The organism is Leclercia sp. Marseille-Q4284 (assembly GCF_916618945.1).
Classification (GTDB): domain Bacteria; phylum Pseudomonadota; class Gammaproteobacteria; order Enterobacterales; family Enterobacteriaceae; genus Enterobacter; species Enterobacter tamurae.
The window spans coordinates 951251-977589 of record NZ_CAKAKG010000002.1 but is presented as its reverse complement, the minus strand read 5'-3'; the positions used below and the strand labels follow the sequence as shown (position 1 = coordinate 977589).

Here is a 26339-nt window from a genome sequence, read left to right as displayed (position 1 = left end):
GAACCAAAAGAGTAACGCACTTTAATGACAAACAAAAAAGCCCGACAGTATGATTCTGCCGGGCTTTTAAACGCTATGGATGTTTAACGCTTGCTGATCTCATCGAACGTACCGCCATTCGAGAAGTGATCTTTCTGCGCTTTGGTCCAGCCGCCGAACACCTGATCGATGGTGAACAGCTTCAGTTTCGGGAATTCGTTTTCATACTTCTTCGCCACCGCTTCATCACGTGGACGGTAGAAATTCTTCGCGGCGATCTCCTGGCCTTCCGGGGTGTAGAGATACTTCAGGTAGGCTTCCGCCACGGCCCTGGTGCCTTTCTTGTCCGCTACTTTGTCGACCACAGAGACGGTCGGCTCAGCCAGAATGGATTCGCTTGGGGTCACGATTTCAAACTTGTCTTTACCCAGCTCGTTGGTCGCCAGCAGGGCTTCGTTTTCCCACGCAATCAGCACATCGCCAATACCGCGTTCCACGAAGGTGTTGGTAGAACCGCGCGCGCCGGAGTCCAGCACTTCAACGTTTTTAAACAGCGACTTCACGAAATCCTGGGCTTTAGCCTGGTCGCCATTGTTCTGGTGCAGAGCGTAACCCCAGGCGGCCAGATAGTTCCAGCGTGCGCCGCCGGAGCTTTTCGGGTTCGGGGTGATGACCGACACGCCCGGTTTAACCAGGTCGTTCCAGTCGTGGATCTGTTTCGGGTTGCCTTTACGCACCAGGAAAACGATGGTGGAGGTATATGGCGCAGAGTTGTCTGGCAGACGTTTGATCCAGTTTTTATCAATACGACCGCGTTCCGCGATAGCGTCCACGTCGTATGCCAGCGCCAGGGTCACCACATCGGCTTCGATACCGTTGATGACTGAGGTCGCCTGCTTACCGGAGCCACCATGCGACTGGCGGATCACCACGTTATCGCCGGTTTCCTGTTTCCAGTGAGCGGCGAACGCCTTGTTGTACTGGTCGTACAGCTCACGTGTCGGATCGTAAGACACGTTCAGTAACTGGATATCCTTTGCCAGAACGCTGGTCGATGCCAGCAGTAAAGTTAACCCCACGCCCCATTTGTTCATCGTCCCACTCTCTTAATATTGTGTTTGATGAGTGCAGCGTGCCAGAAAGCGAACCAATGATTAAAGAATAAAAAAAGATTGCCTATAACGTAGAGGAATAAAAATCAGGCGATGGGTGTAAAAAAGCCGGGTAGCGGCTTCAAGGTAAAAGCAAAACGGTAACCCAGGGTTACCGTTTTTAGTGTTTTCACCCTCTCCCGTGGGAGAGGGCTGGGGTGAGGGCATCAGACTGCACAAATCCAGTAGGCCGCCGCCCGGCAACAAATCACTGATTAGTAAAGTTTTTTCGCGCAGTCCAGCCAGTCACCTTTGAACGGACGCTTCATGCTTTCGATGGCGTCGATGATGTCATGGTGAACCAGTTTTTCGTTCTGAATCCCGACGCAACGGCCGCCGAAGCCCTGCTGCAGCAACTCAATAGAGTACGCGCCCATACGGGAGGCCAGGATACGGTCGTAAGGACCCGGGGAGCCGCCGCGCTGGATGTGGCCGAGAACCGTGGCGCGGGTTTCGCGTTTGGTTTCGGTTTCGATGTAGCGTGCCAGCTCTTCGATGTCGCAGATGTGCTCGGTGATCGCCACGATGGCGTGTTTTTTACCTTTGGCGATCCCGGCTTTGATTTCCGCGACCAGGTCTTCACGGCTGAATTCGACTTCCGGCACCACCACGAACTCACAGCCGCCAGCAATAGCTGCTGCCAGGGTCAGGTCGCCACAGTAGCGGCCCATCACTTCAACGATGGAGATACGCTGGTGTGAAGAAGAGGTGTCGCGCAGACGGTCAATCGCTTCAACCACAGTGCCCAGAGCAGTAAAGAAACCGATGGTGTAGTCGGTGCCCTTGATGTCGTTGTCGATGGTGCCTGGCAGACCGATGCACGGGAAGCCCATTTCGGTCAGGCGTTTTGCGCCCATATAGGAGCCGTCACCACCGATAACCACCAGCGCGTCGAGGCCGCGTTTTTTCATGTTCTCGATAGCCACTTCACGGATGCGCTCTTCGCGGAATTCCGGGAAACGCGCGGAACCGAGGAAGGTACCGCCGCGGTTAATCATGTCGGAGACACTGTAGCGGTCGAGCTGCACCATGCGATCTTCATACAGGCCCAGATAACCGTCATAGATACCAAAAACTTCCAGACCTTCCGTCAACGCAGCACGAACTACGCCACGAATTGCTGCGTTCATGCCGGGCGCATCACCGCCGCTTGTCAACACACCGATTTTCTTAATCATGACTACCTCTGAACTTAGGAATGCAAAAATGAAATCTGTTGCCGGAAGACTTCTGACGACCAACGAATACTGCAAATAGTATATCAATCACTTCCAGCTGAATTGATTCAGGTCAGGCCATATGGCGGTTATTTTTCCACAAAATGCTGGCCTGGTTCACTTTTTTACAACGAATTACGAAAGCTCAAATGTCCATTGCCTGGCTTAGGTACGACTGAGCAGGGATCCTGGTGAATAATGACGTCTGACCCCGGGAAACGCTGCAAAATCGCCTGCTCCACCTGCTCAGCCACCAGATGCGCCTGAACCAGCGGCAGGTTATCTTCCATTTCTAAATGAATCTGAATAAAGCGGGTCGGCCCTGACTGCCGCGTGCGAAGATCGTGAGCACCGCTGACGCCTGGCCAGGAGGTCACAATTTCAAAGATTTCATGCCGTTCTGCGTCTGGCAAGGCGCGATCGAGAAGCGATTGCACCGCCTCGTACCCCATGCGCAACGCACTGTATAAAATATAAAAGCCAATCCCTAATGCAAATAGTGCATCGGCCCGGTGCCAGCCATACCAGGCCAGACCGAGCGCAACCAGGATCGCGCCGTTCATCATAACATCAGACTGATAATGAAGCATATCGGCCCGTACCGCCTGACTTTGTGTTTTACGCACAACCCAGCGCTGGAACGTTACCAGAACCAATGTGCTAATAAGTGCAATAACCGTCACCACCACGCCGACCCCGGGATCTTTCATCGGCGATGGGGTATACAGGTGCTGAATGCCGGTTAAAAAGAGGAACAGCGCCGAACCGGAAATAAACATGCTTTGCGCCAGCGCCGCCAGCGATTCCGCTTTGCCGTGACCAAACGTATGCTCTTCATCCGCTGGCTGCAGGGAGTAGCGCACTACCCACAGATTAGTGACCGAGGCGGCAATATCCACCAGAGAATCGACCAGCGCCGCCAGAATACTGACTGAACCGGTATACCACCATGCGAAAATTTTAATCACTAACAGGCACGATGCCATGATCGTCGCAGCGATTGCGGCCCGGCTTACCAGCCGCCCATAGGATTGATTCATAAACACTCCTGTCATGCTATGCCGCTAGTATAACGGATGCAGAGGAGGCATTAAGATGAATAAACGGTTACGACGTTTGAATGATGGGCAAAAAAAACCCCCTCATCATGAGGGGGAAGACAGGGATGGTGTCTATGGCAAGGAAAACAGGGTCTACTGGTTACTACGGGTATTGCTACTAAAAAGCGTCGATTCAGCGTTCTTTTGCATCCGTGCAACCTCCCGCAACTGATCCATCCGTTGCAGGTGTTTCTGGTTCAAAACCGCTTGCTGCTCGGGCGTTAGCAGGTGAAACATCTGGTTGCGGACCTTGGCCATTTCGACCTGTCGGGCAACCTGCTCCTGCGCCATTTTATCTGCCTGAGCGCGCACAGCGCTTTCGTCAAAATTTTCTGCGGTGACAAGGCGGTGCATTGTCTCCATTTCGCTAACATTAACAGGGGGCTGGTCATGACGAGCCCGCTGCATCAGATCTCGCATCTGTTGACGCTGATGTTCGGTTAAACTTATACCGTCGAACATATGGCCCTGGCCACTCTGCTGCGCGATGCCCTCCGTTGAGGGGCGGTTATCGCCGGTGATGACTCCAGCAGCCTGGCTAAATGCACTAAACGCCAGCGTTGAGGCCATGACGGCAGCGGTAACTTTGCGCATCACTTACTCCCAAAATCTTTCGTGTCGCGATTCAACGAGAGACAGTCTACGATTCAGGCTGCAAACATGCGTCAGGGGGTGTAAAACAACGTAAAGTCATGGATTAGATAGCCTTGATGACGTAATTTCTGCCTCGGAGGTATTTAAACAATGAATAAAATCCTGTTAGTTGATGATGACCGAGAGCTGACATCCCTTTTAAAGGAGTTGCTCGACATGGAAGGCTTTGACGTGTCGGTGGCCCACGACGGGGAGCAGGCGCTGAGTCAGCTCGACGATAGCATCGACTTGCTTTTGCTCGACGTCATGATGCCGAAGAAGAACGGTATCGACACCCTTAAAGAGCTGCGCCAGACGCACCAGACCCCAGTCATTATGCTGACCGCGCGCGGCAGCGAACTCGATCGTGTACTGGGCCTTGAGCTGGGTGCCGATGACTATCTGCCTAAACCTTTTAACGACCGTGAACTTGTGGCGCGTATTCGGGCGATCCTGCGCCGCTCTCACTGGAGCGAGCAGCAGCAGAACACCGACAACGGCTCGCCGACGCTGGAAGTCGACTCCCTGAGCCTCAATCCGGGCCGCCAGGAAGCCAGCTTCGATGGCCAGGCGCTGGAACTCACCGGCACCGAATTCACCCTGCTTTATCTGCTGGCGCAGCATCTGGGCCAGGTGGTATCGCGTGAACATCTGAGCCAGGAAGTGCTGGGTAAACGCCTGACCCCGTTTGACCGTGCGATTGATATGCACATCTCCAACCTGCGCCGCAAATTACCGGAGCGCAAGGATGGTCACCCATGGTTTAAAACCCTGCGTGGACGCGGCTATCTGATGGTGTCCGCTTCATGATAGGCAGTTTAACCGCCCGCATCTTTGCCATCTTCTGGCTGACGCTGGCACTCGTTTTAATGCTGGTTTTGATGTTACCTAAACTCGACTCACGCCAGATGACGGAGCTCCTCGACAGCGAGCAACGTCAGGGTGTGATGATCGAGCAGCACGTGGAAGCAGAGCTGGCCATCGATCCGCCCAATGATTTGATGTGGTGGCGCAGGCTGTTTCGCGCTATCGAAAAATGGGCGCCGCCCGGACAACGCCTGCTGCTGGTCACCAGCGAAGGCCGCGTAATTGGGGCCGATCGCAATGAAATGCAGATTATCCGCAACTTCATTGGCCAGGCGGATAACGCCGATCATCCGCAAAAGAAAAAATATGGTCGGGTAGAGATGGTGGGGCCGTTCTCCGTCAATGACGGGGAAGATAACTATCAGCTCTACCTGATTCGTCCGGCGAGCAACTCCCAGTCCGATTTTATCAACCTGCTGTTCGACCGCCCGCTGCTGCTACTGATTGTCACGATGCTGGTGAGTTCACCGCTGCTGCTGTGGCTGGCATGGAGTCTGGCGAAACCGGCGCGTAAGTTGAAAAACGCTGCGGATGAAGTGGCGCAGGGCAACCTGCGGCAACATCCGGAACTGGAAGCCGGGCCGCAGGAGTTCCTGGCGGCGGGTGCCAGCTTCAACCAGATGGTGACCGCGCTGGAGCGGATGATGACCACCCAGCAACGGCTATTGTCTGATATCTCCCACGAACTGCGCACCCCGCTGACGCGTCTGCAACTGGGCACCGCCCTGCTGCGCCGCCGGAGCGGTGAAAGCAAAGAGCTGGAGCGTATCGAAACCGAAGCGCATCGTCTGGACAGCATGATCAACGACCTGCTGGTGATGTCCCGCAATCAGCAGAAAAACGCGCTGGTCAGCGAAACGGTGAAAGCCAATCATCTGTGGCATGAGGTGCTGGATAACGCGGCATTCGAAGCGGAGCAGATGGGGAAATCCTTCACCGTCAACTTCCCGCCGGGGCCATGGCCGCTGTACGGTAACCCCAACACGCTGGAGAGCGCGCTGGAGAATATCGTGCGTAACGCCCTGCGCTATTCGCATACCAAAATCGAGGTGGCGTTCTCGGTGGACAAAGACGGTATCACCATCAACGTCGATGATGATGGTCCTGGCGTCAGCCCGGAAGATCGCGAGCAGATTTTCCGTCCCTTCTATCGCACCGACGAGGCGCGTGACCGTGAATCAGGCGGTACCGGGCTGGGTCTGGCGATTGTCGAAACCGCCATTCAGCAGCATCGCGGCTGGGTGAAAGCGGACGACAGCCCGCTGGGGGGATTGCGTTTAACGCTCTGGCTGCCGTTGTATAAGCGTTCATAATTATCCTCTCCCCAACAGGGAGAGGATAGATTATCTTCCCCACAATCTCCGCGCATTGTCTTCGATCTTGTGGCTAAGTCGCCGCTTCTGCATGGTTCGGGTCCAGCTGATCGATAACCCCGCCGCCGACAGCAGTCGGTGATACTGATCGTCATCAAAAGGCATATGCCAGGCGATAGCGCAGGCGTCATGCACCGAGACATCGCTCAGGCGGGATACCAGCGTTAGCGGCGCATCCGCCGAAACTTTACCTGCGACAATCACCCGATACAGCCAGCCGGTTTTCCCGGCATTTTGCATTTGCGTGGCGATATCGGTGATCCCGAAGTGGAAATTGAGTTTGAAGCACGGGGAGCGCGGCTGGGTCACCTGGATCAGGGCGTCACCCCAGCGAAAGATATCGCCGATAAAGACGTTCTTCTCGGTTAGCCCCTCAGTAGAGAGGTTTTCGCCAAACGCCGGGGCGACAAAAAGCCCGGCCTGATCAGGGTATTCGCTTGCCCAGTACGCATAATGCTCGCGTGGATAGTGGCACAGCGCGCGATCCGGCCCGCCGTGGATTTTCTTCTCCGCCTGCTGATCGCCCACCAGCCCCTTTTCGGTGAGGGTGAGTTCGCCGTCAACCTGCACTTTAGCAATCGCGCTCGGGCGACTGCCGTCATAATCCTTTATTTTTCCAATAAATACGTTGGCTGGATAGTCCATCGCGGCTCCTTACGCAGATTGTGGGTATAAAAAAAGCGAGTCATCAGACTCGCTTCTCACAGACGGCTTTGCAACCTTATTTTTTAGCGGCGAAACGTGCTGCTGCTTCGTCCCAGTTCACCACGTCCCAGAAGGCTTTGATGTAGTCCGGGCGACGGTTCTGGAATTTCAGGTAGTAAGCGTGTTCCCACACGTCCAGGCCCACGATTGGGAAACCGGATACGCCAGAGATTGCTTCGCCCATCAGCGGGGAGTCCTGGTTTGCAGTTGAAACCACAGCCAGTTTGTCGCCTTTCAGTACCAGCCACGCCCAGCCAGAGCCGAAACGGGTCGCAGCGGCTTTTTCAAACTCAGCTTTGAAGTTGTCAACGGAGCCGAAGTCGCGCTCGATAGCGGATTTCAGGTCACCCTGCAGGGTGGTACCGGTTTTCAGGCCTTTCCAGAAGAAGCTGTGGTTAGCGTGACCGCCCGCGTTGTTACGCAGTACGGTTTTCTTGTCAGCCGGCAGTTGATCCAGTTTGGTGATCAGCTCTTCAGCAGGCAGGCTGGCAAATTCTGGCAGGCTTTCCAGCGCCGCGTTGGCGTTGTTAACGTAAGTCTGGTGGTGTTTGGTGTGATGGATCTCCATCGTCTGCTTGTCGAAATGCGGCTCAAGGGCGTCGTAAGCGTACGGCAGGGATGGCAGGGTATAGCTCATAATCATCTCCATTATTGTCGGGCGGCAAACGTGTTAATGCCGCGTAAGCAGTTGGTTCATTATAGTTAATTAAATGATATTGAAAATGTTTATCAATGCCGTAGTTTTAATAAGGTTATAACTTTTCGTTATGTGACTGATCTGGCGGGGCGTGTGGTGTCACTCAGGGGTGAGCAGATATTCTATTACGCCGCGTTATGGCTGCGGTGGCGCCACTGAACCGGGGTCATCCCCACTTCGCGGTTAAACACCACCGAGAAATAGTTACTGTCCTCAAAGCCGCACTGCATGGCGACTTCGCTGACCATCAGCTCGGTGTGCTGCAGCAGATACTGCGCGTGGCAGATGCGCAGCTGGCGCAGGTAGTGGTTCACCGTCATCCCGGTCTGGGTACGGAACTGCTGGCGCAGGGCTCGCTCGCTGCACTGCTCCTGCTCGCAAAACTTCTCCAGCACAAAGCTGCGGTTCAGGCTACCGGCCAGAGCGGTGATCAGCTTATCCAGCAGCGCTTCCGGTTCGCTGGCCGCCGGGTTATCCGGGGCATAACGGTAGCGTTTGAGCATGATCGCCAGCTGGGCAAACAGCAGCTCGGCCATGTCGAACGCGTGGGGATCGTTCTTCAGGCTCTCCTGCTCCAGTTGGGCGATCACCGGACGCACCTGCGTCATGCCATTGCTGCCCAGCCGCCAGTGCGGGGTGCCGCCGGCCCTGAGAAAACCGGGAATGTTCGCCGCCCAGTCCACGTTGAGCTTCAGCCGGTCGGGGCAGTAGATGATGTTCTGCAGCACCAGATCGTTAACCGAGGCGTAGGAGTGTTTGTCTTCCGCGCGGATATAAAACAGGTCACCGCGGGTGATGCGGTACGGGCGATCGTTGAGGATATGCAGGCCATTGCCGCGCCACACCAGCACCAGCTCGCAGAAGTCGTGGGTGTGCTCAGCAAAGACATTTTGCGGATAGCGGTCCGCCACCGCGACGGCCTGGGCGGCGGATGCAAAAAAATCGGCTCTGCGAAGAATCAACTGTCCTGCCACATCACAACCTCACCCGGGAACAACCTGCCATTATTACCCGGTTTGATGCAATAAAACGGTGATTTTCCTCGCGTTACTGAAGCGAGGCATCCCGGCCCTGGCGAATGTCGCGCGGGGACCAGGAAAACTCCCGGCGAAACAGGGTCGAAAAGTGGTTACTGTCGCCGAAACCGCAGCGATAGGCGATATCCGTGACGCTATCGTCGGTATGGCGCAGCAGATGGCGCGCTTTGATCAGCCGCAGACGGTTCAGGTAACGCTGCGGCGTCTGCCCGGTGTGCTGCTTCAGCTGGCGATGCAGGGTGCGTAGCGAGAGAGAAAAGTTATCCGCCAGCGTCTCCCAGCAGACATCCTCTGCAAAGTGATCTTCCAGCCAGGCCATCAGCTGATTGAGCCGGGCATCGTTATCCGCCGCCCCTTCCACCAGGCTACCCCGGCGCAGCAGCACCAGCAGCTGCATAAACAGGATCTCGCGGCTGGCGAGGGCGTGGGTGGTCTGTCCCTCTTCGGACTGCTCCATCTGGCTGACCAGCTGGCGCACCTGCTGCAGCGTGGACTGATTCACCCGCCAGTGCGACGGGTAGTGACCGTCCTGCTCCTGAGGCAACAGCTGGTTCAGTCCCGACAAAAACTGGAACGCTTCCGGGGAGCGATAGAGCACGTTGGTCAGGCACAGGTTGTCGGTATGTTCATACATATGCCGATCATGATCGCGGACAAAGCACACCGTGCCACCGCTGATGGTGTAGGGCTGTCCGTTGAAGACATGGATGCCCGTGCCGTGCTCCACGATCACAATCTCATGGAAATCATGATGATGTTCCGGAAAGGCAGCCTGGGGCAGCCGCGGCTCAATCGCCACAGGCGAGTGGCCTGAAGGGAAAAAATCCACGCTGTGCAGTACGGTCATAACGGTTCACCAGATGATAAATGTTCTCAAAATAGTAATTTAGGGTTTCCCGGCTCACCTTAAATTTTCGACAGCAAATGGCGCAAAGCCTGTCGCTTTTTCAAGAAACGGCGGGAAAGATCCGGAAATGCGCCCACCGTCACATCCCCCGAAATCCCGGCTATTGGCGGGAAATGTGAACTCCCTCACGTTCATCTTTGCTTTCTTGCCAGCGCCTGAAATGCGCTGTCAGTGGCAAGAAGGTCACTGACGCTTCCCTTTTTTACACTGTCCGGCAATGACTTCAGGAAGGACCGGACCATGACTTTTCGCCATTGTGTGGCTGTCGATTTAGGCGCATCCAGCGGCCGCGTAATGCTGGCGAGCTACCACCGCGAGCAGCGCACCCTCTCCCTGCGCGAAATCCACCGTTTCGTGAACTGCCTGCAAAAGCAGGGCGGGTTTGACTGCTGGGATATCGACACCCTGGAAGCGGAGATCCGCACCGGACTGAATAAGGTGTGCGAAGAAGGCATTCACATCGACAGCATCGGGATTGACACCTGGGGCGTGGATTACGTGCTGCTGGACAGCAACGGCGAGCGCGTGGGCCTCCCGGTCTCCTATCGCGATAGCCGCACCGACGGGGTGATGGCGCATGCGTTAGCACAGCTCGGGAAAGCGGAGATCTATGGCCGGAGCGGCATCCAGTTCCTGCCGTTTAATACTCTGTATCAGCTGCGCGCCCTGGTGGAACAGCAGCCGGAACTGGTGGCGAACGTTGCGCATGCCCTGCTGATCCCGGACTACTTCAGCTACCGTCTCACCGGCCAGATGAACTGGGAATATACCAACGCCACCACCACCCAGCTGGTGAACATCAATTCTGACTCCTGGGACGAGAACCTGCTCAACTGGACCGGCGCGCCGCGCGACTGGTTTGGCACCCCAACCCATCCGGGCAACGTGATTGGTCACTGGATCTGCCCGCAGGATAACGCGATCCCGGTGGTGGCCGTCGCCAGCCACGACACCGCCAGTGCGGTGATTGCCGCCCCGCTGGCCTCGAAGGATTCGGCGTATCTCTCCTCCGGCACATGGTCGCTGATGGGCTTTGAGAGCAAAACGCCTTACACCAGCGATAACGCACTGGCAGCGAATATCACCAACGAAGGCGGGGCCGAGGGCCGCTACCGGGTGCTGAAAAACATCATGGGCCTGTGGCTGCTGCAGCGGGTGCTGAAAGAGCAGAACATCTCTAACCTGCCGGAGCTTATCGCAGAAACCGAAAAGCTGACGGCCTGCACTTTCCTGATCAACCCGAATGACGACCGCTTTATCAATCCGGCCAATATGAGCGCTGAGATCCAGGCCGCCTGCCGCGACAGCGCCCAGCCGGTGCCGGAGAATGCCGCCGAGCTGGCGCGCTGCATCTTTGACAGCCTCGCCCTGCTGTATGCCGAAGTGCTGCACGAGCTGGCGACCCTGCGGGGTAAGCCCTTCAGCCAGCTGCACATTGTCGGCGGCGGGTGCCAGAACCAGCTGCTGAACCAGCTCTGCGCCAACGCCTGCGGTATCACGGTGTTAGCCGGGCCGGTTGAGGCATCGACACTCGGCAATATCGGCATTCAGCTGATGACCCTCGATGAACTCACGAATGTTGATCAATTCCGTCAGGTGGTGACCGGCAACTACGGCCTGACCACCTTTACCCCTCATCCCGATCATGAGATTGCCCGCTACCGCACGCAGTTTCAGCAACAACGACCGACAAAGGAGCTTTGCGCATGACCACTCAACTTGAACAAGCCTGGGAACTGGCTAAACAGCGTTTCGCCGCCGTGGGCGTGGATGTCGAGGAGGCTCTGCGTCAGCTCGACCGTCTGCCCGTCTCTATGCACTGCTGGCAGGGCGATGACGTCGCCGGTTTTGAGAACCCGGGTGGCGCGCTGACCGGCGGGATCCAGGCCACCGGTAACTATCCGGGTAAGGCGCGTAATGCCGCCGAACTGCGGGCGGATCTGGAGCTGGCCCTGAGCCTGATCCCGGGGCCAAAGCGCCTGAACCTGCATGCTATCTATCTGGAATCCGACGAGCCGGTGGAGCGCAATGCCATCAAGCCGGAACATTTTAAGAACTGGGTCGAGTGGGCAAAAACCAACAAGCTGGGGCTGGATTTTAACCCCTCCTGCTTCTCGCATCCGCTGAGCGCCGACGGCTTTACCCTCGCCCACGCCGACGACGAAATTCGTCAGTTCTGGATCGACCACGTGAAGGCCAGCCGTCACGTGTCGGCGTACTTTGGCGAACAGCTGGGCACCCCATCGGTAATGAACATCTGGATCCCGGACGGGATGAAAGACATTACCGTTGACCGCCTCGCCCCGCGTCAGCGTCTGCTGGCGGCGCTGGATGAGGCGATCAGCGAGAAGCTGAACCCGGCGCACCACATCGACGCCGTGGAGAGCAAGCTGTTCGGCATTGGCGCCGAAAGCTACACCGTAGGCTCCAGTGAGTTCTACATGGGTTACGCCACCAGCCGTCAGACCGCCCTGTGCCTGGACGCGGGCCACTTCCATCCGACCGAAGTGATCTCCGACAAAATCTCCGCCGCGATGCTGTATGTACCGCATCTGCTGCTGCACGTCAGCCGTCCGGTGCGCTGGGACAGCGACCACGTGGTGCTGCTGGATGATGAAACCCAGGCCATCGCCAGCGAAATCATTCGCCATGACCTGTTTGACCGGGTGCACATCGGCCTCGACTTCTTCGACGCCTCCATCAACCGCATCGCGGCCTGGGTTATCGGCACCCGCAACATGAAAAAAGCCCTGCTGCGCGCCCTGCTGGAGCCCACCGCCGAGCTGCGCGCGCTGGAAGCCGCAGGGGATTACACCGCGCGTCTGGCGCTGCTCGAAGAGCAAAAATCCCTGCCGTGGCAGGCGGTATGGGAGATGTACTGCCAGCGCAACGACGCCCCGGCGGGCAGCCAGTGGCTGGATACCGTGCGGGCTTATGAGCAGGACGTATTAGTTAATCGCAAGTAAAGACATTGCCCGGCGGCGCTTCGCTTGCCGGGCCTACGGGTAAAAGTAGGCCGGGTCAGCGCAGCGCCACCCGGCATTTTCAAAGGAAACACAGAATGCAGACCATCACCCAATCCTGGTTCGTCCAGGGCATGATCAAAGCCACCTCCGACGCCTGGCTGAAAGGCTGGGACGAGCGCAACGGCGGCAACCTGACGCTGCGCCTGGACGACGCGGATATTGAACCCTTTGCCGCCGACTTCCATCAGAAGCCGCGCTATATCGCCCTGAGCCAGCCGATGCCGCTGCTCGCCAACACGCCGTTTATCGTCACCGGTTCCGGCAAGTTCTTCCGCAACGTGCAGCTCGATCCCACCGCCAGTTTAGGGGTGGTAAAAGTGGACAGCGACGGCGCGGGCTACCACATTCTTTGGGGGCTGACTGACGACGCGGTGCCAACCTCTGAGCTGCCGGCCCACTTCCTCTCCCACTGCGAGCGAATCAAGGCCACCAGTGGGAAAGATCGCGTGATCATGCACTGCCACGCCACCAACCTGATCGCCCTGACCTTCGTGCTGGAGAACAACACGGACGTTATCACCCGTCAGCTGTGGGAAGGCAGCACCGAGTGTCTGGTGGTGTTCCCGGATGGCGTGGGCATTCTGCCGTGGATGGTGCCAGGTACCGATGAGATTGGCGAAGCCACCGCAGTTGAGATGCAAAAACATTCGCTGGTGCTGTGGCCATTCCACGGTGTGTTCGGCAGCGGCCCGACGCTGGATGAGACCTTTGGTCTGATCGACACCGCCGAGAAGTCTGCCGAAGTGCTGGTAAAGGTTTATTCGATGGGTGGCATGAAGCAGACCATCACCCGGGAAGAGCTGATTGCGCTGGGCAAACGCTTTGGCGTCACCCCTATGCAGTCGGCGTTAGATCTGTACAAATAAGAACATCGCGCCCCGCTCACCGGGACGGGGCGAACTACACCTGCAAACCCTACAAAAATCACCTCATTAAGTGGAGTAAAAGCAATGAAAATAAAGACAAGCTTGATCCTCACCGTTGCCGCCCTGGCGTTGTCCGGTTCTGCTTTAGCGGAAGTAAAAATCGCCCTGGTGGCGAAATCCTTAGGTAATGGCTTCTTCGAAGCGGCAAACGTGGGTGCCCAGGAGGCAGCCAAAGAGTTAGGTGATGTCAAAGTGATCTATACCGGGCCGACCACCACCACGGCCGAAGCGCAGATCGAAGTGCTGAACGGGTTGATCGCCCAGGGGGTGGATGCGATCGCCATCTCCGCCAACGATCCTGATGCCGTGGTGCCAGTGCTGAAAAAAGCGATGCAGCGCGGGATCAAAGTGGTGTCATGGGACTCCGGTGTGGCGAAAGCCGGACGCCAGATCCACCTCAACCCTTCCAATAACGCGCTGATTGGCGAGACCAACGTCAAGCTGGCGGCCGAAGCGCTGAAAGCGCTGAACGTGGAGAAAGGCGATGTGGCGGTGCTGAGCGCCACCCCAACCTCCACCAACCAGAACACCTGGATTGCCGAGATGAAAAAGGTGCTGCCGCAGTACCCGTCCGTCAACCTGGTGACCGTGGCCTATGGCGACGATCTGTCGGATAAGAGCTACCGCGAAGCGGTCGGCCTGCTGAAAACCTACCCGGATCTGAAGGTGATCGTCTCTCCGTCGTCGGTCGGCATCGTGGCCGCAGCGCAGGCGGTGAAAGATCAGGGCAAGATCGGCAAAGTCTATGTTACCGGCCTGGGCCTGCCTTCTGAGATGGCCGGCGCGGTGAAATCCGGTGCCAGCAAAAGCTTCGCCATCTGGAACCCGATCGACCTCGGGTATGCCGCGACCTACTTAGCGGATGACCTGGTGAAAGGCACGGCGACCAAAGACGAAGCCAGCATGGGCAAACTGGGCAAAGTGAAGCTGGATGCCGACGGCAGCGGCGCGATGGCTGAGCCGTTTGTTTACGATGCCAGCAATATTGATAAGTTCTCGAAGATTTTCTAACAACTTCACCCCTCACCCTAACCCTCTCCCCAAAGGGGAGAGGGAACCGATCGAGCCCCTCGCCCCTATGGGGAGAGGGCTTGGGGTGAGGGGGAATTTCTGGAGAACTATCATGACCCCATTGCTTCAGCTTAAAGGCATCACCAAGGTTTTCCCCGGTGTGCGCGCCCTTGAGAACGTGCAGCTCGAACTCTGGCCCGGCAAAGTCACCGCCCTGATCGGTGAAAACGGCGCGGGCAAATCAACGCTGGTCAAAGTGATGACCGGCATCTACCAGCCCGACGAGGGCGAGATCCTCTACAAAGCCATTCCCATCAACCTGCCGACCCCGGATTCGGCGCACAAGGTGGGCATTACCGCCATCCACCAGGAGACCGTCCTGTTCGACGAGCTGTCAGTCACCGAAAATATTTTTGTCGGTCAGTACCTCTATAAAGGCCTTTTCAAGAAGCTCGACTGGCCGGAGATGCACCGCCGGGCGCAGGCGATCCTTACCCGTCTCGAGGTGCAGATTGACCCGCGCGCGACGCTGAAAACCCTGAGCATCGCCCAGCGCCATATGGTGGCGATTGCCCGGGCGCTGTCGTTTGACGCGCAGGTGGTGATCCTCGATGAACCCACCGCCGCCCTGTCGCAGCATGAAATTCTTGAGTTCTATCAAATCGTTGAACGCCTGAAGCTGGAGGGGAAAGCGATCCTGTTTATCTCACACAAGTTCGACGAGATTTTTGAGCTGGCGGATCACTACACCATCCTGCGCGATGGCGTGTTTGTCGGTGCCGGGGCCATCAACGACATCACCGAAGAGCGGATGGTGGCGATGATGGTGGGCCGCGCCATTACCCAGACCTTCCCGAAAGTAGAGTGCGAAAAAGGCGACACCGTGCTGGAGGTGAAAAATCTCTGCCACCCCACCGAGTTCGCTAACATCTCCTTCACCCTGCGCAAAGGCGAGATCCTCGGCTTTTACGGGCTGGTGGGGGCCGGGCGCACCGAGCTGATGCAGGCGCTCTCCGGCGTCTCGCGTCCCTCCTCCGGCAGCATCGTGCTGAACGGGAAAGAGCAGCATTTCCGCCAGCCGGCGGACGCCATCCGGGCCGGGATTGTCTGCGTGCCGGAAGAGCGCCAGAAGCAGGGGGCGATTATCGAGCTGTCGATTGCGCAGAACATCAGCCTGCCCCAGCTCAGCAAGCTCAACCCTAACGGGGTGCTGCATGACGATCGCGAGTGGCAGCTGGCGGATGAATACGCCAGACGCCTGCAGGTGAAAGCCTTTAGCTGGAAACAGGCGGTGGAAACCCTCTCCGGCGGCAACCAGCAGAAGGTGGTGATCGGCAAATGGCTGGCGACCCACCCGGACGTCATCATCCTCGATGAACCGACCAAAGGGATCGATATCGGCTCCAAAGCGGCGGTGCATCAGTTTATGTCCGAGCTGGTCGGTCAGGGCCTGGCGGTGATCATGGTCTCCTCCGAACTGCCGGAAGTGATGGGCATGGCCGACCGCATTATCGTGATGCATGAAGGGCTGATGGTGGCGGAATATCAGGCGGGGGGCGCGACGGCAGAAACCATCGTCAGCGCCGCCAGCGGTGCCAGACAGGAGGCCGCATAATGGTGCAACAGCTGCTTAAACACCGCGAGGCGCTGCTGGCGGCGGTGATCGTCCTGATGATTATCGCCATCGGCGCTCGCGTCCCGTCGTTTATCGCCCCGGGCAACCTGGTGGAGATGTTTAACGACACCTCGATTCTGATCATTCTCGCCCTCGGGCAGATGATGGTACTGCTCACCAGGGGCATAGACCTGTCGATGGCGGCCAACCTGGCGCTGACCGGGATGATTGTCGCCCTGATTAACTTTAACTACCCCGGGGTACCGGTCTGGGCGCTGCTGATCCTCGCCACCGTGCTGGGCCTGGTAATGGGCGTCATCAACGGCCTGCTGGTGTGGAAGATGGGCATTCCGGCGATTGTGGTGACGCTCGGCACCATGAGCATCTACCGCGGGATTATCTTCCTGCTCTCCGGCGGCGGCTGGGTCAACTCCAACCAGATGGGGGCTGACTTCCTCGGCCTGCCGCGTGCGTCGGTGCTGGGCCTGCCAGTGCTGAGCTGGTGCGCCATTGCCGCCCTGCTGCTGGTGGGCTATTTCCTGCGCTACAGCCGCACCGGACGCGCGCTCTACACTGCGGGCGGCAACGCGACGGCGGCGTACTACACCGGGATCAACGCCGGGAAGATGCAGTTCGTCAGCTTCTGCCTCTCCGGGGCGCTGGCCGGGTTCTGCGGCTATCTGTGGATCTCGCGCTTTGCGGTGGCTTATGTCGACGTGGCGAACGGCTTTGAGCTGCAGGTGGTAGCCGCCTGCGTCATCGGCGGCATCAGCACCATGGGCGGTACCGGCCGGGTGCTCGGTTGCCTGTGCGGGGCGCTGTTCCTCGGGGTGATCAACAATGCCCTGCCGGTGATTGGCGTATCACCTTTCTGGCAGATGGCGATCTCCGGAACGGTGATCGTGATTGCGGTGCTACTCAATGAGCGCGGCAACAAACGCAAAGGACGGCTGATCCTGCGCGATGCGGCGCTGGCTCGTCAGAAACAGGCGGTGAGATCATGAGTAAAGTAATGACGTCTGAAGAGATTAAAAACACCCCCGCCCCGGCAGGCATTTTCCAGCGCCTGCTGTGCTGGGAAGGTTTTCTGCTGGCGGTCACCCTGGCGGTGTTTGTGGGTAACGCCCTGGCCTCGCCGTACTTCCTTGATATCTGGAACCTGTCCGACGCCACGTTCAACTTCACCGAAAAGGCGATCATCGTCCTGCCGATGGCGATGCTGATTATCGCCCGGGAAATTGACCTGTCGGTGGCCTCCACCATCGCCCTGAGTTCCACGGTGATGGGCTTTTGTGCGGCGGCCGGGCTGGATACGCCGCTGCTGGTCTGTGTGGGCTTAGGGGTGGGCCTGCTGTGCGGGCTGTTCAACGGTCTGCTGGTAACCCGCTTTAACCTGTCGTCGATTGTGATCACCATCGGCACCATGAGTCTCTATCGCGGGATTACCTACATTCTGCTGGGCGACCAGGCGCTGAATGCGTACCCGGAGAGCTTCGCGTGGTTTGGCCAGGGGTATGTCTGGGGCGCGCTGTCGTTTGAGTTCGCGCTGTTTATCGTGCTGGCGGTCGTGTTTGCCTTCGTGCTGCACAAGACCAACTTCGGGCGTCGCACCTATGCCATCGGCAATAACCCGACCGGGGCCTGGTATTCCGGCATCAACGTCAAGCGTCACAACCTGCTCCTCTTTGCCCTGGTGGGGCTGATGGCCGGACTGGCCTCGGTGCTGCTCACCTCGCGTCTGGGCAGTACCCGTCCGACCATTGCGATGGGATGGGAGCTGGCGGTGGTGACCATGGCGGTACTCGGTGGGGTCAATATTCTCGGCGGTTCCGGCAGCATGGTGGGCGTGATTATCGCCGCCTTCCTGATGGGGCTGGTCACCTTCGGCCTGAGCCTGCTCAACGTGCCGGGCATCGTGATGTCGGTGATCATCGGCGCGATGCTGATTGTGGTGATCTCCCTGCCGATCGTCACCCGCCGGATTATGCAGCGAAGACGGATTTAATCCCCTCACCCCTGCCCTCTCCCCAAAGGGGAGAGGGAGAAAGGCCGCACGGAGCAGTCCCCTCGCCCCTCCGGGGAGAGGGTTAGGGTGAGGGGCGCAGATTTGCAAAATCACCATTAAGGAGAATTATCATGAGCTTTATGTTGGCGCTGCCGAAAATCAGCCTGCACGGCGCAGGCGCAATCGGCGATATGGTTAAGCTGGTGGCAACCAAACAGTGGGGCAAGGCGTTGATCGTCACCGATGGTCAGCTGGTAAAAATGGGCCTGCTCGACAGTCTGTTTACCGCCCTCGACGAACAGCAGATGTCATATCAGCTGTTCGACGCGGTCTTCCCGAACCCGACCGAAGCGCTGGTGCAGGAAGGTTTTGCCGCTTACCTGGCCGCAAAGTGCGATTACATTATTGCCTTCGGCGGCGGCAGCCCGATCGACACCGCCAAAGCGGTTAAAATCCTCACCGCCAACCCCGGTCCGTCTACCGCGTACTCCGGGGTCGGCAAAGTCATCAACGCCGGCGTGCCGCTGGTGGCGATCAACACGACCGCAGGCACGGCGGCGGAGATGACCAGCAACGCAGTGATCATCGACTCTGAACGTCAGGTCAAAGAGGTGATTATCGACCCGAACATTATTCCGGATATCGCCGTGGATGACGCCAGCGTGATGCTTGATATTCCGGCTTCCGTCACGGCCGCCACCGGGATGGACGCCCTGACCCACGCCATCGAAGCGTATGTTTCCGTGGGTGCTCACCCATTGACTGACGCCAACGCGCTGGAGGCCATTCGCCTGATCGCCCGCTGGCTGCCGGAAGCGGTGGACAACGGGCATAACCTGAAGGCACGCGAGCAGATGGCCTTCGGCCAGTATCTGGCCGGGATGGCCTTCAACAGCGCCGGACTCGGGCTGGTGCACGCCCTGGCCCACCAGCCGGGAGCCACGCACAACCTGCCGCACGGCGTGTGTAACGCCATCCTGCTGCCGATCATCGAAAACTTTAACCGTCCGAACGCCGTGGCGCGCTTTGCCCGCGTGGCGCAGGCGATGGGCGTCGATACCCGCAAGATGAGCGACGAAGCGGCCAGCATGTCGGCCATTCAGGCGATTCGTGACCTGAGCACCCGCGTCGGCATTCCGTCCGGCTTCAGCACGCTGGGCGTGACCAAAGCCGACATCGAAGGCTGGCTCGACAAAGCCCTCGCCGACCCCTGTGCACCCTGCAACCCGCGTGCTGCCAGCCGCGACGAGGTGCGCGAGCTCTATCTGGAGGCATTATGATCCGCAAAGCCTTTGTAATGCAGGTGAACCCTGACGCACACGAAGAGTACGAACGTCGCCACAACCCGATCTGGCCCGAGCTGGAAGCGGTTCTGAAAGACCACGGCGCGCACCACTACGCCATCTATCTGGATAAGAGCCGTAACCTGCTGTTTGCCACGGTAGAGATCGAGTCGGAAGAGCGCTGGAACGCGGTGGCAAACACCGATGTCTGCCAGCGCTGGTGGAACTATATGGGGGAGGTGATGCCCTCTAACCCGGACAACAGCCCGGTGAGTACCGGGCTGCGAGAGGTGTTTTACCTGGCCTGATGGGTCAACGCTGCCGCGCTCGCGGCAGCGATATCCCGCTTACTGCTCAACGTAAACGCCGACAACACCGTCACCGCCAGCACAAAACAGCCCAGCATCAGGTAGGTCTCCTGGAAGCCGATCCGGTCATACATATTCCCGGCAAAGGCGGAGAGGAAAATCGCCGCCAGCTGTTTGGCAAAGTTGAAGCCAATCAGGTAGATGGTGGCAGACAGTCGGGTATCGAACACGCCGGTAATGTACTTGAAGGCGCCCACCAGCAGGAACGGCACTTCCAGGGCGTGCAGCATCTTCAGGGCCACCACTTCCACGGCGGTGGTCGCAAATGACGAACCAATAATGCGCGTCGCCATGATCACCCCGGCAATCAGCAGCGTATTTTTTGCGCCGATGCGGTTAATGATCCACGGGGAGCAGAACATGATGATGGCGTTGCAGATCTCCCCGGCGGTGGTCGCAAAGCCAAACGCCCGCGTCCCCTCCTCCGGCGTGGCGAAGAAGGTTTTAAAGAAGGTGGCGAACTGCTGATCGAAGACGTCATACACACAGGCCACGCCAATCACGTACAAAATGAACATCCACATTTTGCGCTGGCGGAACAGGTTAAAGACGGTTCGGGCAGTGATCTGCGGCTGGTTAGCGCCGAGGGCATTCATCACCTGCGCGGTCTGGTTGGGCTTCGGTTTGGCAACCACCAGCAGCAGCATCAGTATCAGCGCCGCCCCGGACCCCATCCAGAATACATATGAGGGATCGATACTGAACAGCACCCCACCCGTCGAGGCGCACAGCCCCCAGCCGAGACAGCCAAACATGCGCGCCTTGCCGTACTCAAAGAAGCTGTTGCGGCTCACACGTTCGATGTAGGCCTCAATCGCGCCCGACCCTGCCGAGAAGACGAAGCCGATATAGATCCCACCGCTCAGCGCCCCAAGCCAGATATTGGTTTTCAGCAGCGGAGCGAAGACGTAGAGAAAAAACGGCGCGAACAAAAACAGCAGCACCGCGATGATCCACAGTAGGTGTTTTTTCAGCCCCAGTTTGTCCGACACTATCCCCAGCACCGGCTGGAACGAGATGGCAAACAGCGAGATGCAGGAGAAGACGATCCCGGTATGGGTTTTATTCAGGCCGATGATATCCGACAGCCAGATCGGCAGGAACGGAAAGCAGGTGGCCATGATGAAGAAGTAGAGAAAGAAGAACGACCCGAAAATCCAGAAGTTAGGGTTGTCTTTGTGGGTACAGGCAGTCGTGTTCATTATTTTTATCCTCAACTCAGGGCCGGTCGCCCGGCCCATTGCCCTTATACGCGTTCAACGCCAATCAGGATGGCGGTTTCCGGGTCCAGCACCGGCAGAGCAAGCCCCGCCTGCATCAGCCATTCGCCACTCACCGTTTGCGGGGACTCCATCCACGCCGGCAGCTTGCGCATGGTGTGTCCCCCTTCGCCAGTCAGGCGGATATTGGGGTGATCGAGCAGGGTGATGCGGTACTGCGCGCTGGCTTCGAGGCCCGGCATGCGCAGCGGCATCATCAGGGTGTAATCCGGCATCGCCAACTGGCTGACAATAAACAGCCCCTGGCGCTGATCCTGACTCACTATCCCCTGCGCCAGCGTGGTGCTGTCGGGCATATCCACCCGCCACTGGGTGCCGTGGTGGATCACCTCCCGCCACTGCTTATGCAGGGCCGCATAGTGCCGGTAGCCTTCGCGCTCCTGCTCATCCACGGCGAGGGGATCCAGCTCCAGCCCCATATGGCCGAACAGCGCCGTCAGGCCCCGGAAGGCAATGCTGTGCTGGCGGAAAGTGGCATGGCATTTATGATGACCGATATGCGCGCCCATCACCTCCGGCGGGAAAAAGTAACTCATGCCACGCTGGATAGTATTACGTTCCAGCGCGTCGTTGTTATCCGACGCCCAGAAGCGGTGGCAGCGGGTCAGGACTTCATAGTCGATACGCCCGCCGCCGGAGGAGCAGGATTCAAACTCCACGTGCGGGAAGCGCTCGCCCAGGGTGTCCAGCAGACGGTAGAACTGGCGGGTCTGGGCGTCGGCAGCGGCTTTACCGTTATGGCCCGGCTGCACCAGCTCGCGGTTCATGTCCCACTTCACGTAGTCCACCGCGTGCTCGCCCAGCAGCCAGCTTATGCGCTCCAGCAGGTAGTTGAAGACGGCAGGAATGTTGAGGTTCAGCACCCACTGGTGGCGACCGGTGGCCTGCTCATAACCTGGCAGTGCCAGCACCCAGTCCGGGTGGGTGCGATACAGATCGGAGTCGGGGTTGATCATCTCCGGCTCGACCCAGATACCAAATTCCATCCCGAGGCTTTTGACGTGGTTGATCACCGGCGTCAGGCCATTGGGGTATTTCTGCTCGTCGAGATACCAGTCCCCCAGCGCCGCATGGTCGTCGTTACGCCCTTTAAACCAGCCATCGTCGATGATAAAGCGCTCCACCCCCAGCGAAGCCGCTTCGTCTGCCATCCGCATAATGTACTCAGGGTCATGGTCAAAGTAGATCCCCTCCCAGGTATTGAGATGCACCGGGCGCGGCTTATTCTCCGGGAAGCGGATGATGTTGCTGCGCAGATAGCGGTGGAACTGCTGGCTCATGCCGTTCAGCCCCTGGGTGGAGTAGCTGGCGTAGAGGCGTGGCGTCCACAGGGTTTCCCCCTCCGCCACCGCCATCTCACCCGGCAAATAGAGCGCTTCGGCCTGCAGGTAACGACGGCCATCGGTTTTGGCCTCCGCGCGCAGGCGATGGTTGCCACTCCAGCCCAGGTGTACGCCCCAGACGTCGCCGTGCATTTCGCTGAAGCCCGGCGTGCCGCCGATCAGGGCCGGGAAATGCTCGTGGGAGCTGCGGCCGCGGCGGTTTTCGATCACGAAACTGTCGTGCTCCAGCAGCAGGCGATGCGGCTGGAATTCGCGGATCCAGCGGCCATGAAACGCCATCACCTCGCGGGCACGTTCCGCCAGCGGCAGGGTGACGGCCAGGCGATCAACCTGCCACGGCTGGCTTTTAAGGTTGGTCAGGCCGTGGCGAATCGCCAGCACGCCGCTGTCATCAAGGGCGATCTCGCTGGTCAAACGCAGGCCGGCGGTATCATCTTCGGCGGTGAGGGTCAGGGATTGTCCCTGCTGCGCTACCGCGACGGTACGAAACCGCGGCGAGCCATCCAGCCCCTGTCGGTGGCCTTCAATGCCCGGGGCGCCGAACAGCCCGTGGGCAAGTTCCGCCATCAGCGTGATCGGGGAGTCAACGTCCAGTCTGCCGTTGGCGATTGGGCGGGATAAAGTAGCCGCATCCTGCGGCGAAAAGTGGCGAAGGTGCGGCCCCCAGTAAAGAATTTCGGCGAACGGGTGGGTTTTGATTATCAAATCCACCGTTTCGCTCGCGAGTCGTAAAACTGCCTCTTGCATCGGACATCTCCTGTCATCGGGATATCCTGAGTGTTGATCCGAAACGTTTCGGATACAAACCAAAACGTTTCGGATTTGTGATCGGGTTTAGAAATTGGGGAAAATTATGCCGTCTGGCCCGGGGAGAATTCTGGCTGCCACAGCACCTGAAGCTGGCTGATGTCGTCGCCGTTAATCAGCTGCAGCACCATATCGGCGATCTGCTTGCCCACCCCCTGACGGGTGGACTGGATCACCGCCGCCACGTCGATATCGACAATGCTGTCCTGCGGCAGACCGTCGTACACCACCAGCGCCACGGCGTTCTCGCCGGTTAAACGTCCCATCTGCGCCAGCGCCATCGCGGCCCCGTCGCCATGGGTATTGCAGTCGGTGACGATCGCCGTGGGAGCGACATCCAGCGCCAGCAGCGCCTGAGTGGTGGTGTAACCCGCCCGGCGTGAAGGCGGCATGGTGCGCAGCCATTCGCTGGAGAGCCCCGCCTCGTTCAGGGCATCAAGGTAGCCCTGGCGGCGCTGGGTAATAAACGCCTGATTGTTGCTCTCACCCAGCAGCGCGATGCGCTGATGACCCTGCCCGATTAACCGCCGGGTCGCGTTGTACGTGCCCGCATAGTTATCGAAGTCAAACCAGGCGTAGGGCTTCGGCAACTGGCTACGGCCCAGCGCGAGGAACGGGAACCCGGCGGCCTGCAGCTGCTCGAGACGCGGATCGTTATCCAGGGTATGGGCCACGATCAGCGCATCCACGCGACGGCTCTGCACCATGCGCATGTAGCTGTGCTTGTCGGCCAGATCGTCGTCGGCAATCAGTAATAGATCGATCTCATGTTGCGCCAGTTCGTGGCTAATTTCGCCGACCATCTCCATAAAGACGCTGTTATTGAGCGGAACGGGATGCACCGGGAAGACCAGCCCTACCGCGTCGATTTTGCCCATCTTCAGACGACGGGCAAAGGTATTCGGCCGATAGCCGCGGCGCTGCGCTTCGGCTTCCACGCGGGCACGCGTCTCGCTGGAAACGTCAAAATAGCCGTTGAGGGCGCGGCTCACCGTCGTTACCGACAGTCCCAGTTCTTTGGCAATGGCTTTAAGCGACATGATTATCCGTGTCTTTGGGTGTTAGTTTTGTTCTGCCACCATGAGCGCCCAGGTATCGGGCTCAAGGGCTTTGAAGATGTGCGGCTGGTCTGCAGGATAGCAAATATAGTCCCCTTCCCCGAGCGCTTCCGGTGCGTCGATGAGGCCAACCAGCGCCCGGCCCTGAGTAATAATAATGTGTTCAACCGAACCCGGCGGATGGGGATGAGATATACGATCCGCACCCGGCTGCGCCATCAGCATGTAGATATCACGTCGGGCCCCCGGCGGGCAGGTCGCCAGCAAAATGGCCTCATAGTTAGCCTGTTCGGCACTGACTTTTGTCCCTTCGCCACGGCGGATCACCTGGGTCGTGGGCTGTTGCGGTTCCAGCAAACGGGCAAAGGGAATATCCAGCGCCACGCAGAGCGACCACAGGGTTTCAAGGCTGGGATTGCCGTTGCCGGACTCCAGCTGGGAGAGGGTGGATTTGGCGATCCCGGCCCGGCGAGCGATCTCCGCCAGTGAAAGCCCGGTACGCATGCGCTCCCGCACCAGGCTTTTGGCGATTACGCTGATTGGCTGCGTCATAAAACGGTCTCTTGTTCTATAAATCGAACGAATCGTTCATCTTGATAAACGAATGTGATGCGTTCATTATAATGGATACTCGTTCGATATGGCTAAAATTGTATGAAACAGGCTTTCTCTTGTCTCAAAGACGACACCATCAAGGCGATTATTCTCGTGTGTCTGGCGGTGGGCGTGGTGGGGATGTCCTACGGCTCGCTGGCGATGGCGTATGGCTTCCCGCTGTGGGTACCCTTTGTGCTCTCGATTTCGGTGCTGGCGGGCGCCTCGGAATTTATGTTTATCGGCATCGTCGCCAGCGGGGGCAACCCCCTTGCCGCAGCGGCGGCCGGGCTGCTGGTCAACGCCCGCCATGTCCCCTTCGGCGTGACGGTGCGTGAGCTGGTGGGAAAACGCGGCGCCAGCTTCCTTGGCTGCCACATTATGAATGACGAAAGCGTGGTGTTTGGCCTGTCGCAAAAAACACCTGAGCAGCGCAAGGCCGCCTACTGGCTCTGCGGTCTGGGGGTGGCAATTATCTGGCCGCTGGGCACCCTGCTGGGGGCGATGGTCGGCAAGCTGCTGCCGGAGCCGGAAACCATCGGGCTGGATGCGGTGTTCCCGGCCATTCTACTGGCGTTGGTTGTGCCCGCCTTTAAGAACCGCACCACGCTGATCCGCGCCTGCAGCGGTGCGGCCCTGTCCCTGGCCGCCGTACCCTTTGCCCCGGTCGGCCTGCCGGTGCTGCTCTCCCTGCTTGGCCTCGCGACGAGGAAGAAATAATGGAAAACATGACCGTCTTTATTCTCGGCATCGCCCTGCTGTCGGCGGGCACCTACCTGATGCGTCTTGGCGGAGCGAAGCTGGGCAGCCGGTTAGCGCTGTCTGAACGCTCCCAGGCGCTGCTGTCGGATGCGGCAACGGTACTGTTGTTTTCGGTGGCGCTGGCGACCACCTTCTATGAAGGGGGACATTTTGCCGGGATGGCGCGAGTGCTGGGCGTAGGCTTTGCGGTTTTCCTCGCCTGGCGCAAGGTGCCGTTGATTTTCGTGATCGTCGCAGCGGCAGTGGTGACGGCATTATTACGCCTGGCAGGCATAAACTAAAAAAGCGCCCCGGGGGCGCTCTTTCGACAGATACTGTGCTGTTATTTATTCAGTTCAGCGGTCATGTGTACACGGTTACCGGCGAAGGCCTGAGTAATGGTGTAAGACGATGCGCCTGCCTGCTCGGCCTGAGCCGCGATTTTCGCTTCTGCGCCATCAATGGTGCTGGCGGAGGCGGTAACAGACTGGGCAGCGAAAGAACCGAAAGAGGTAGCCAGAGCGATTACTGCAACAAAAGTTTTGATGGTTTTCATGAGATAAATCCTTGCGATGAGTTGTTGTTGTAAGGCGTTGTGCCTTGATGTGATAAATAA

Annotated in this window: 26 protein-coding genes; 13 read left to right on the top strand and 13 right to left on the bottom strand. The window is 58.5% G+C overall.

The features are described from left to right. Window positions 1-83 precede the first annotated feature (83 nt). From LG383_RS19370 to cpxP, 4 genes are all read right to left on the bottom strand, one after another. Window positions 84-1073, bottom strand: coding sequence for a sulfate ABC transporter substrate-binding protein (locus LG383_RS19370; protein ID WP_166184862.1), 990 nt, complete (start codon window positions 1071-1073; stop codon window positions 84-86). A 272-nt stretch (window positions 1074-1345) separates the two neighbouring features. Beyond that, entirely contained in the window at window positions 1346-2308 is a 963-nt protein-coding gene (gene pfkA / locus LG383_RS19365; RefSeq protein WP_106995774.1) for a 6-phosphofructokinase, read from the bottom strand. 164 nt (window positions 2309-2472) lie between these two features. Continuing rightward, window positions 2473-3387 (bottom strand): CDF family cation-efflux transporter FieF, encoded by a 915-nt coding sequence (gene fieF / locus LG383_RS19360; protein WP_106995773.1) that lies wholly within the window; start codon window positions 3385-3387, stop codon window positions 2473-2475. A gap of 153 nt (window positions 3388-3540) precedes the next feature. Further along, window positions 3541-4041 carry a cell-envelope stress modulator CpxP gene (gene cpxP, locus LG383_RS19355; protein WP_225759948.1) on the bottom strand — a complete coding sequence of 167 codons (501 nt, stop codon included), beginning with the start codon at window positions 4039-4041 and terminating at the stop codon, window positions 3541-3543. 150 nt (window positions 4042-4191) lie between these two features. On the opposite strand from cpxP, the gene cpxR reads away from it, so the two are divergent. Beyond that, window positions 4192-4890 (top strand): envelope stress response regulator transcription factor CpxR, encoded by a 699-nt coding sequence (cpxR, locus tag LG383_RS19350; RefSeq protein ID WP_106995771.1) that lies wholly within the window; start codon window positions 4192-4194, stop codon window positions 4888-4890. Beyond that, window positions 4887-6260 (top strand): envelope stress sensor histidine kinase CpxA, encoded by a 1374-nt coding sequence (cpxA, locus tag LG383_RS19345; protein ID WP_106995770.1) that lies wholly within the window; start codon window positions 4887-4889, stop codon window positions 6258-6260. The genes cpxR and cpxA overlap by 4 nt, the downstream gene beginning before the upstream one ends. Window positions 6261-6290: 30 nt before the next feature. Here the strand turns inward: cpxA and yiiM are convergent, their stop codons facing one another. The 4 genes from yiiM to rhaS (LG383_RS19325) all read right to left on the bottom strand — a co-directional run bounded on the left by yiiM (window position 6291) and on the right by rhaS (LG383_RS19325) (window position 9606). Further along, on the bottom strand, window positions 6291-6965 hold the full coding sequence (gene yiiM, locus LG383_RS19340) for a 6-hydroxyaminopurine reductase (RefSeq protein WP_225759947.1): 675 nt from the start codon (window positions 6963-6965) through the stop codon (window positions 6291-6293). Between the two features lie 76 nt (window positions 6966-7041). Continuing rightward, entirely contained in the window at window positions 7042-7662 is a 621-nt protein-coding gene (gene sodA, locus LG383_RS19335; RefSeq protein WP_225759946.1) for a superoxide dismutase [Mn], read from the bottom strand. Window positions 7663-7847: 185 nt separating this feature from the next. After that, window positions 7848-8696, bottom strand: coding sequence for an HTH-type transcriptional activator RhaR (gene rhaR / locus LG383_RS19330; RefSeq protein WP_225759945.1), 849 nt, complete (start codon window positions 8694-8696; stop codon window positions 7848-7850). 73 nt (window positions 8697-8769) lie between these two features. Next, window positions 8770-9606, bottom strand: coding sequence for an HTH-type transcriptional activator RhaS (rhaS, locus tag LG383_RS19325; protein ID WP_106995766.1), 837 nt, complete (start codon window positions 9604-9606; stop codon window positions 8770-8772). Between the two features lie 300 nt (window positions 9607-9906). Between rhaS (LG383_RS19325) and rhaB the strand changes: the two genes are divergently transcribed. The 9 genes from rhaB (at window position 9907) to rhaM (ending at window position 19840) form a co-directional block, all read left to right on the top strand. Further along, window positions 9907-11376, top strand: coding sequence for a rhamnulokinase (rhaB, locus tag LG383_RS19320; protein WP_225759944.1), 1470 nt, complete (start codon window positions 9907-9909; stop codon window positions 11374-11376). Next, window positions 11373-12632 (top strand): L-rhamnose isomerase, encoded by a 1260-nt coding sequence (gene rhaA / locus LG383_RS19315; RefSeq protein WP_225759943.1) that lies wholly within the window; start codon window positions 11373-11375, stop codon window positions 12630-12632. The genes rhaB and rhaA overlap by 4 nt, the downstream gene beginning before the upstream one ends. Before the next feature lie 95 nt (window positions 12633-12727). Continuing rightward, window positions 12728-13558: a rhamnulose-1-phosphate aldolase gene (rhaD, locus tag LG383_RS19310; RefSeq protein WP_106995763.1), complete on the top strand. Its 831-nt coding sequence runs from the start codon at window positions 12728-12730 to the stop codon at window positions 13556-13558. A gap of 84 nt (window positions 13559-13642) precedes the next feature. After that, on the top strand, window positions 13643-14629 hold the full coding sequence (gene rhaS / locus LG383_RS19305) for a rhamnose ABC transporter substrate-binding protein (protein WP_106995762.1): 987 nt from the start codon (window positions 13643-13645) through the stop codon (window positions 14627-14629). A gap of 112 nt (window positions 14630-14741) precedes the next feature. Further along, a complete protein-coding gene (locus LG383_RS19300; protein ID WP_225759942.1) occupies window positions 14742-16244 on the top strand; it encodes a sugar ABC transporter ATP-binding protein in 1503 nt (500 codons plus the stop codon). Then, a complete protein-coding gene (locus tag LG383_RS19295; RefSeq protein ID WP_225759941.1) occupies window positions 16244-17248 on the top strand; it encodes an ABC transporter permease in 1005 nt (334 codons plus the stop codon). Before LG383_RS19300 ends, LG383_RS19295 begins: the two co-directional genes overlap by 1 nt. Next, on the top strand, window positions 17245-18249 hold the full coding sequence (locus LG383_RS19290) for an ABC transporter permease (protein ID WP_106995759.1): 1005 nt from the start codon (window positions 17245-17247) through the stop codon (window positions 18247-18249). Before LG383_RS19295 ends, LG383_RS19290 begins: the two co-directional genes overlap by 4 nt. 131 nt (window positions 18250-18380) lie before the next feature. Next, a complete protein-coding gene (gene fucO / locus LG383_RS19285; RefSeq protein WP_225759940.1) occupies window positions 18381-19529 on the top strand; it encodes a lactaldehyde reductase in 1149 nt (382 codons plus the stop codon). Further along, a complete protein-coding gene (rhaM, locus tag LG383_RS19280) occupies window positions 19526-19840 on the top strand; it encodes an L-rhamnose mutarotase (protein ID WP_106995757.1) in 315 nt (104 codons plus the stop codon). Before fucO ends, rhaM begins: the two co-directional genes overlap by 4 nt. Here the strand turns inward: rhaM and LG383_RS19275 are convergent. The 4 genes from LG383_RS19275 to LG383_RS19260 all read right to left on the bottom strand — a co-directional run bounded on the left by LG383_RS19275 (window position 19828) and on the right by LG383_RS19260 (window position 24940). Then, on the bottom strand, window positions 19828-21102 hold the full coding sequence (locus LG383_RS19275; protein WP_106995756.1) for an MFS transporter: 1275 nt from the start codon (window positions 21100-21102) through the stop codon (window positions 19828-19830). The genes rhaM and LG383_RS19275 overlap by 13 nt on opposite strands. Before the next feature lie 44 nt (window positions 21103-21146). Beyond that, the gene (locus LG383_RS19270) at window positions 21147-23270 is read right to left on the bottom strand and encodes an alpha-galactosidase (RefSeq protein ID WP_225759939.1); all 2124 of its coding nucleotides are present in this window, start codon (window positions 23268-23270) and stop codon (window positions 21147-21149) included. Between the two features lie 104 nt (window positions 23271-23374). Next, on the bottom strand, window positions 23375-24370 hold the full coding sequence (locus tag LG383_RS19265) for a LacI family DNA-binding transcriptional regulator (RefSeq protein ID WP_225759938.1): 996 nt from the start codon (window positions 24368-24370) through the stop codon (window positions 23375-23377). A 21-nt stretch (window positions 24371-24391) separates the two neighbouring features. After that, window positions 24392-24940, bottom strand: a complete 549-nt coding sequence (locus LG383_RS19260; RefSeq protein ID WP_106995753.1) for a helix-turn-helix domain-containing protein — start codon at window positions 24938-24940, stop codon at window positions 24392-24394. 102 nt (window positions 24941-25042) lie between these two features. Between LG383_RS19260 and LG383_RS19255 the strand changes: the two genes are divergently transcribed. Next, window positions 25043-25702 carry an AzlC family ABC transporter permease gene (locus LG383_RS19255; protein ID WP_225759937.1) on the top strand — a complete coding sequence of 220 codons (660 nt, stop codon included), beginning with the start codon at window positions 25043-25045 and terminating at the stop codon, window positions 25700-25702. Next, window positions 25702-26025 (top strand): AzlD domain-containing protein, encoded by a 324-nt coding sequence (locus LG383_RS19250; protein ID WP_106995751.1) that lies wholly within the window; start codon window positions 25702-25704, stop codon window positions 26023-26025. Before LG383_RS19255 ends, LG383_RS19250 begins: the two co-directional genes overlap by 1 nt. A gap of 41 nt (window positions 26026-26066) precedes the next feature. Here LG383_RS19250 and LG383_RS19245 read toward each other — a convergent pair whose 3' ends face one another. Then, window positions 26067-26279: a DUF1471 domain-containing protein gene (locus LG383_RS19245; protein ID WP_106995750.1), complete on the bottom strand. Its 213-nt coding sequence runs from the start codon at window positions 26277-26279 to the stop codon at window positions 26067-26069. Between the last annotated feature and the right edge of the window lie 60 nt (window positions 26280-26339).

What these genes read in the sequence shown, in the direction of transcription:
- yiiM (WP_225759947.1), bottom strand. Translation starts at nt 6,965, where the DNA reads ATGGACTATCCAGCCAACGTATTTATTGGAAAAATAAAGGATTATGAC.
- LG383_RS19245 (WP_106995750.1), bottom strand. Translation starts at nt 26,279, where the DNA reads ATGAAAACCATCAAAACTTTTGTTGCAGTAATCGCTCTGGCTACCTCT.
- LG383_RS19295 (WP_225759941.1), top strand. Translation starts at nt 16,244, where the DNA reads ATGGTGCAACAGCTGCTTAAACACCGCGAGGCGCTGCTGGCGGCGGTG.
- LG383_RS19300 (WP_225759942.1), top strand. Translation starts at nt 14,742, where the DNA reads ATGACCCCATTGCTTCAGCTTAAAGGCATCACCAAGGTTTTCCCCGGT.
- LG383_RS19370 (WP_166184862.1), bottom strand. Translation starts at nt 1,073, where the DNA reads ATGAACAAATGGGGCGTGGGGTTAACTTTACTGCTGGCATCGACCAGC.
- rhaD (WP_106995763.1), top strand. Translation starts at nt 12,728, where the DNA reads ATGCAGACCATCACCCAATCCTGGTTCGTCCAGGGCATGATCAAAGCC.
- cpxP (WP_225759948.1), bottom strand. Translation starts at nt 4,041, where the DNA reads ATGCGCAAAGTTACCGCTGCCGTCATGGCCTCAACGCTGGCGTTTAGT.
- rhaB (WP_225759944.1), top strand. Translation starts at nt 9,907, where the DNA reads ATGACTTTTCGCCATTGTGTGGCTGTCGATTTAGGCGCATCCAGCGGC.
- LG383_RS19290 (WP_106995759.1), top strand. Translation starts at nt 17,245, where the DNA reads ATGAGTAAAGTAATGACGTCTGAAGAGATTAAAAACACCCCCGCCCCG.
- LG383_RS19255 (WP_225759937.1), top strand. Translation starts at nt 25,043, where the DNA reads ATGAAACAGGCTTTCTCTTGTCTCAAAGACGACACCATCAAGGCGATT.
- LG383_RS19270 (WP_225759939.1), bottom strand. Translation starts at nt 23,270, where the DNA reads ATGCAAGAGGCAGTTTTACGACTCGCGAGCGAAACGGTGGATTTGATA.
- fucO (WP_225759940.1), top strand. Translation starts at nt 18,381, where the DNA reads ATGAGCTTTATGTTGGCGCTGCCGAAAATCAGCCTGCACGGCGCAGGC.
- cpxA (WP_106995770.1), top strand. Translation starts at nt 4,887, where the DNA reads ATGATAGGCAGTTTAACCGCCCGCATCTTTGCCATCTTCTGGCTGACG.
- rhaS (WP_106995762.1), top strand. Translation starts at nt 13,643, where the DNA reads ATGAAAATAAAGACAAGCTTGATCCTCACCGTTGCCGCCCTGGCGTTG.
- sodA (WP_225759946.1), bottom strand. Translation starts at nt 7,662, where the DNA reads ATGAGCTATACCCTGCCATCCCTGCCGTACGCTTACGACGCCCTTGAG.
- LG383_RS19260 (WP_106995753.1), bottom strand. Translation starts at nt 24,940, where the DNA reads ATGACGCAGCCAATCAGCGTAATCGCCAAAAGCCTGGTGCGGGAGCGC.
- fieF (WP_106995773.1), bottom strand. Translation starts at nt 3,387, where the DNA reads ATGAATCAATCCTATGGGCGGCTGGTAAGCCGGGCCGCAATCGCTGCG.
- LG383_RS19275 (WP_106995756.1), bottom strand. Translation starts at nt 21,102, where the DNA reads ATGAACACGACTGCCTGTACCCACAAAGACAACCCTAACTTCTGGATT.
- pfkA (WP_106995774.1), bottom strand. Translation starts at nt 2,308, where the DNA reads ATGATTAAGAAAATCGGTGTGTTGACAAGCGGCGGTGATGCGCCCGGC.
- LG383_RS19265 (WP_225759938.1), bottom strand. Translation starts at nt 24,370, where the DNA reads ATGTCGCTTAAAGCCATTGCCAAAGAACTGGGACTGTCGGTAACGACG.
- LG383_RS19250 (WP_106995751.1), top strand. Translation starts at nt 25,702, where the DNA reads ATGGAAAACATGACCGTCTTTATTCTCGGCATCGCCCTGCTGTCGGCG.
- rhaS (WP_106995766.1), bottom strand. Translation starts at nt 9,606, where the DNA reads ATGACCGTACTGCACAGCGTGGATTTTTTCCCTTCAGGCCACTCGCCT.
- cpxR (WP_106995771.1), top strand. Translation starts at nt 4,192, where the DNA reads ATGAATAAAATCCTGTTAGTTGATGATGACCGAGAGCTGACATCCCTT.
- rhaA (WP_225759943.1), top strand. Translation starts at nt 11,373, where the DNA reads ATGACCACTCAACTTGAACAAGCCTGGGAACTGGCTAAACAGCGTTTC.
- rhaM (WP_106995757.1), top strand. Translation starts at nt 19,526, where the DNA reads ATGATCCGCAAAGCCTTTGTAATGCAGGTGAACCCTGACGCACACGAA.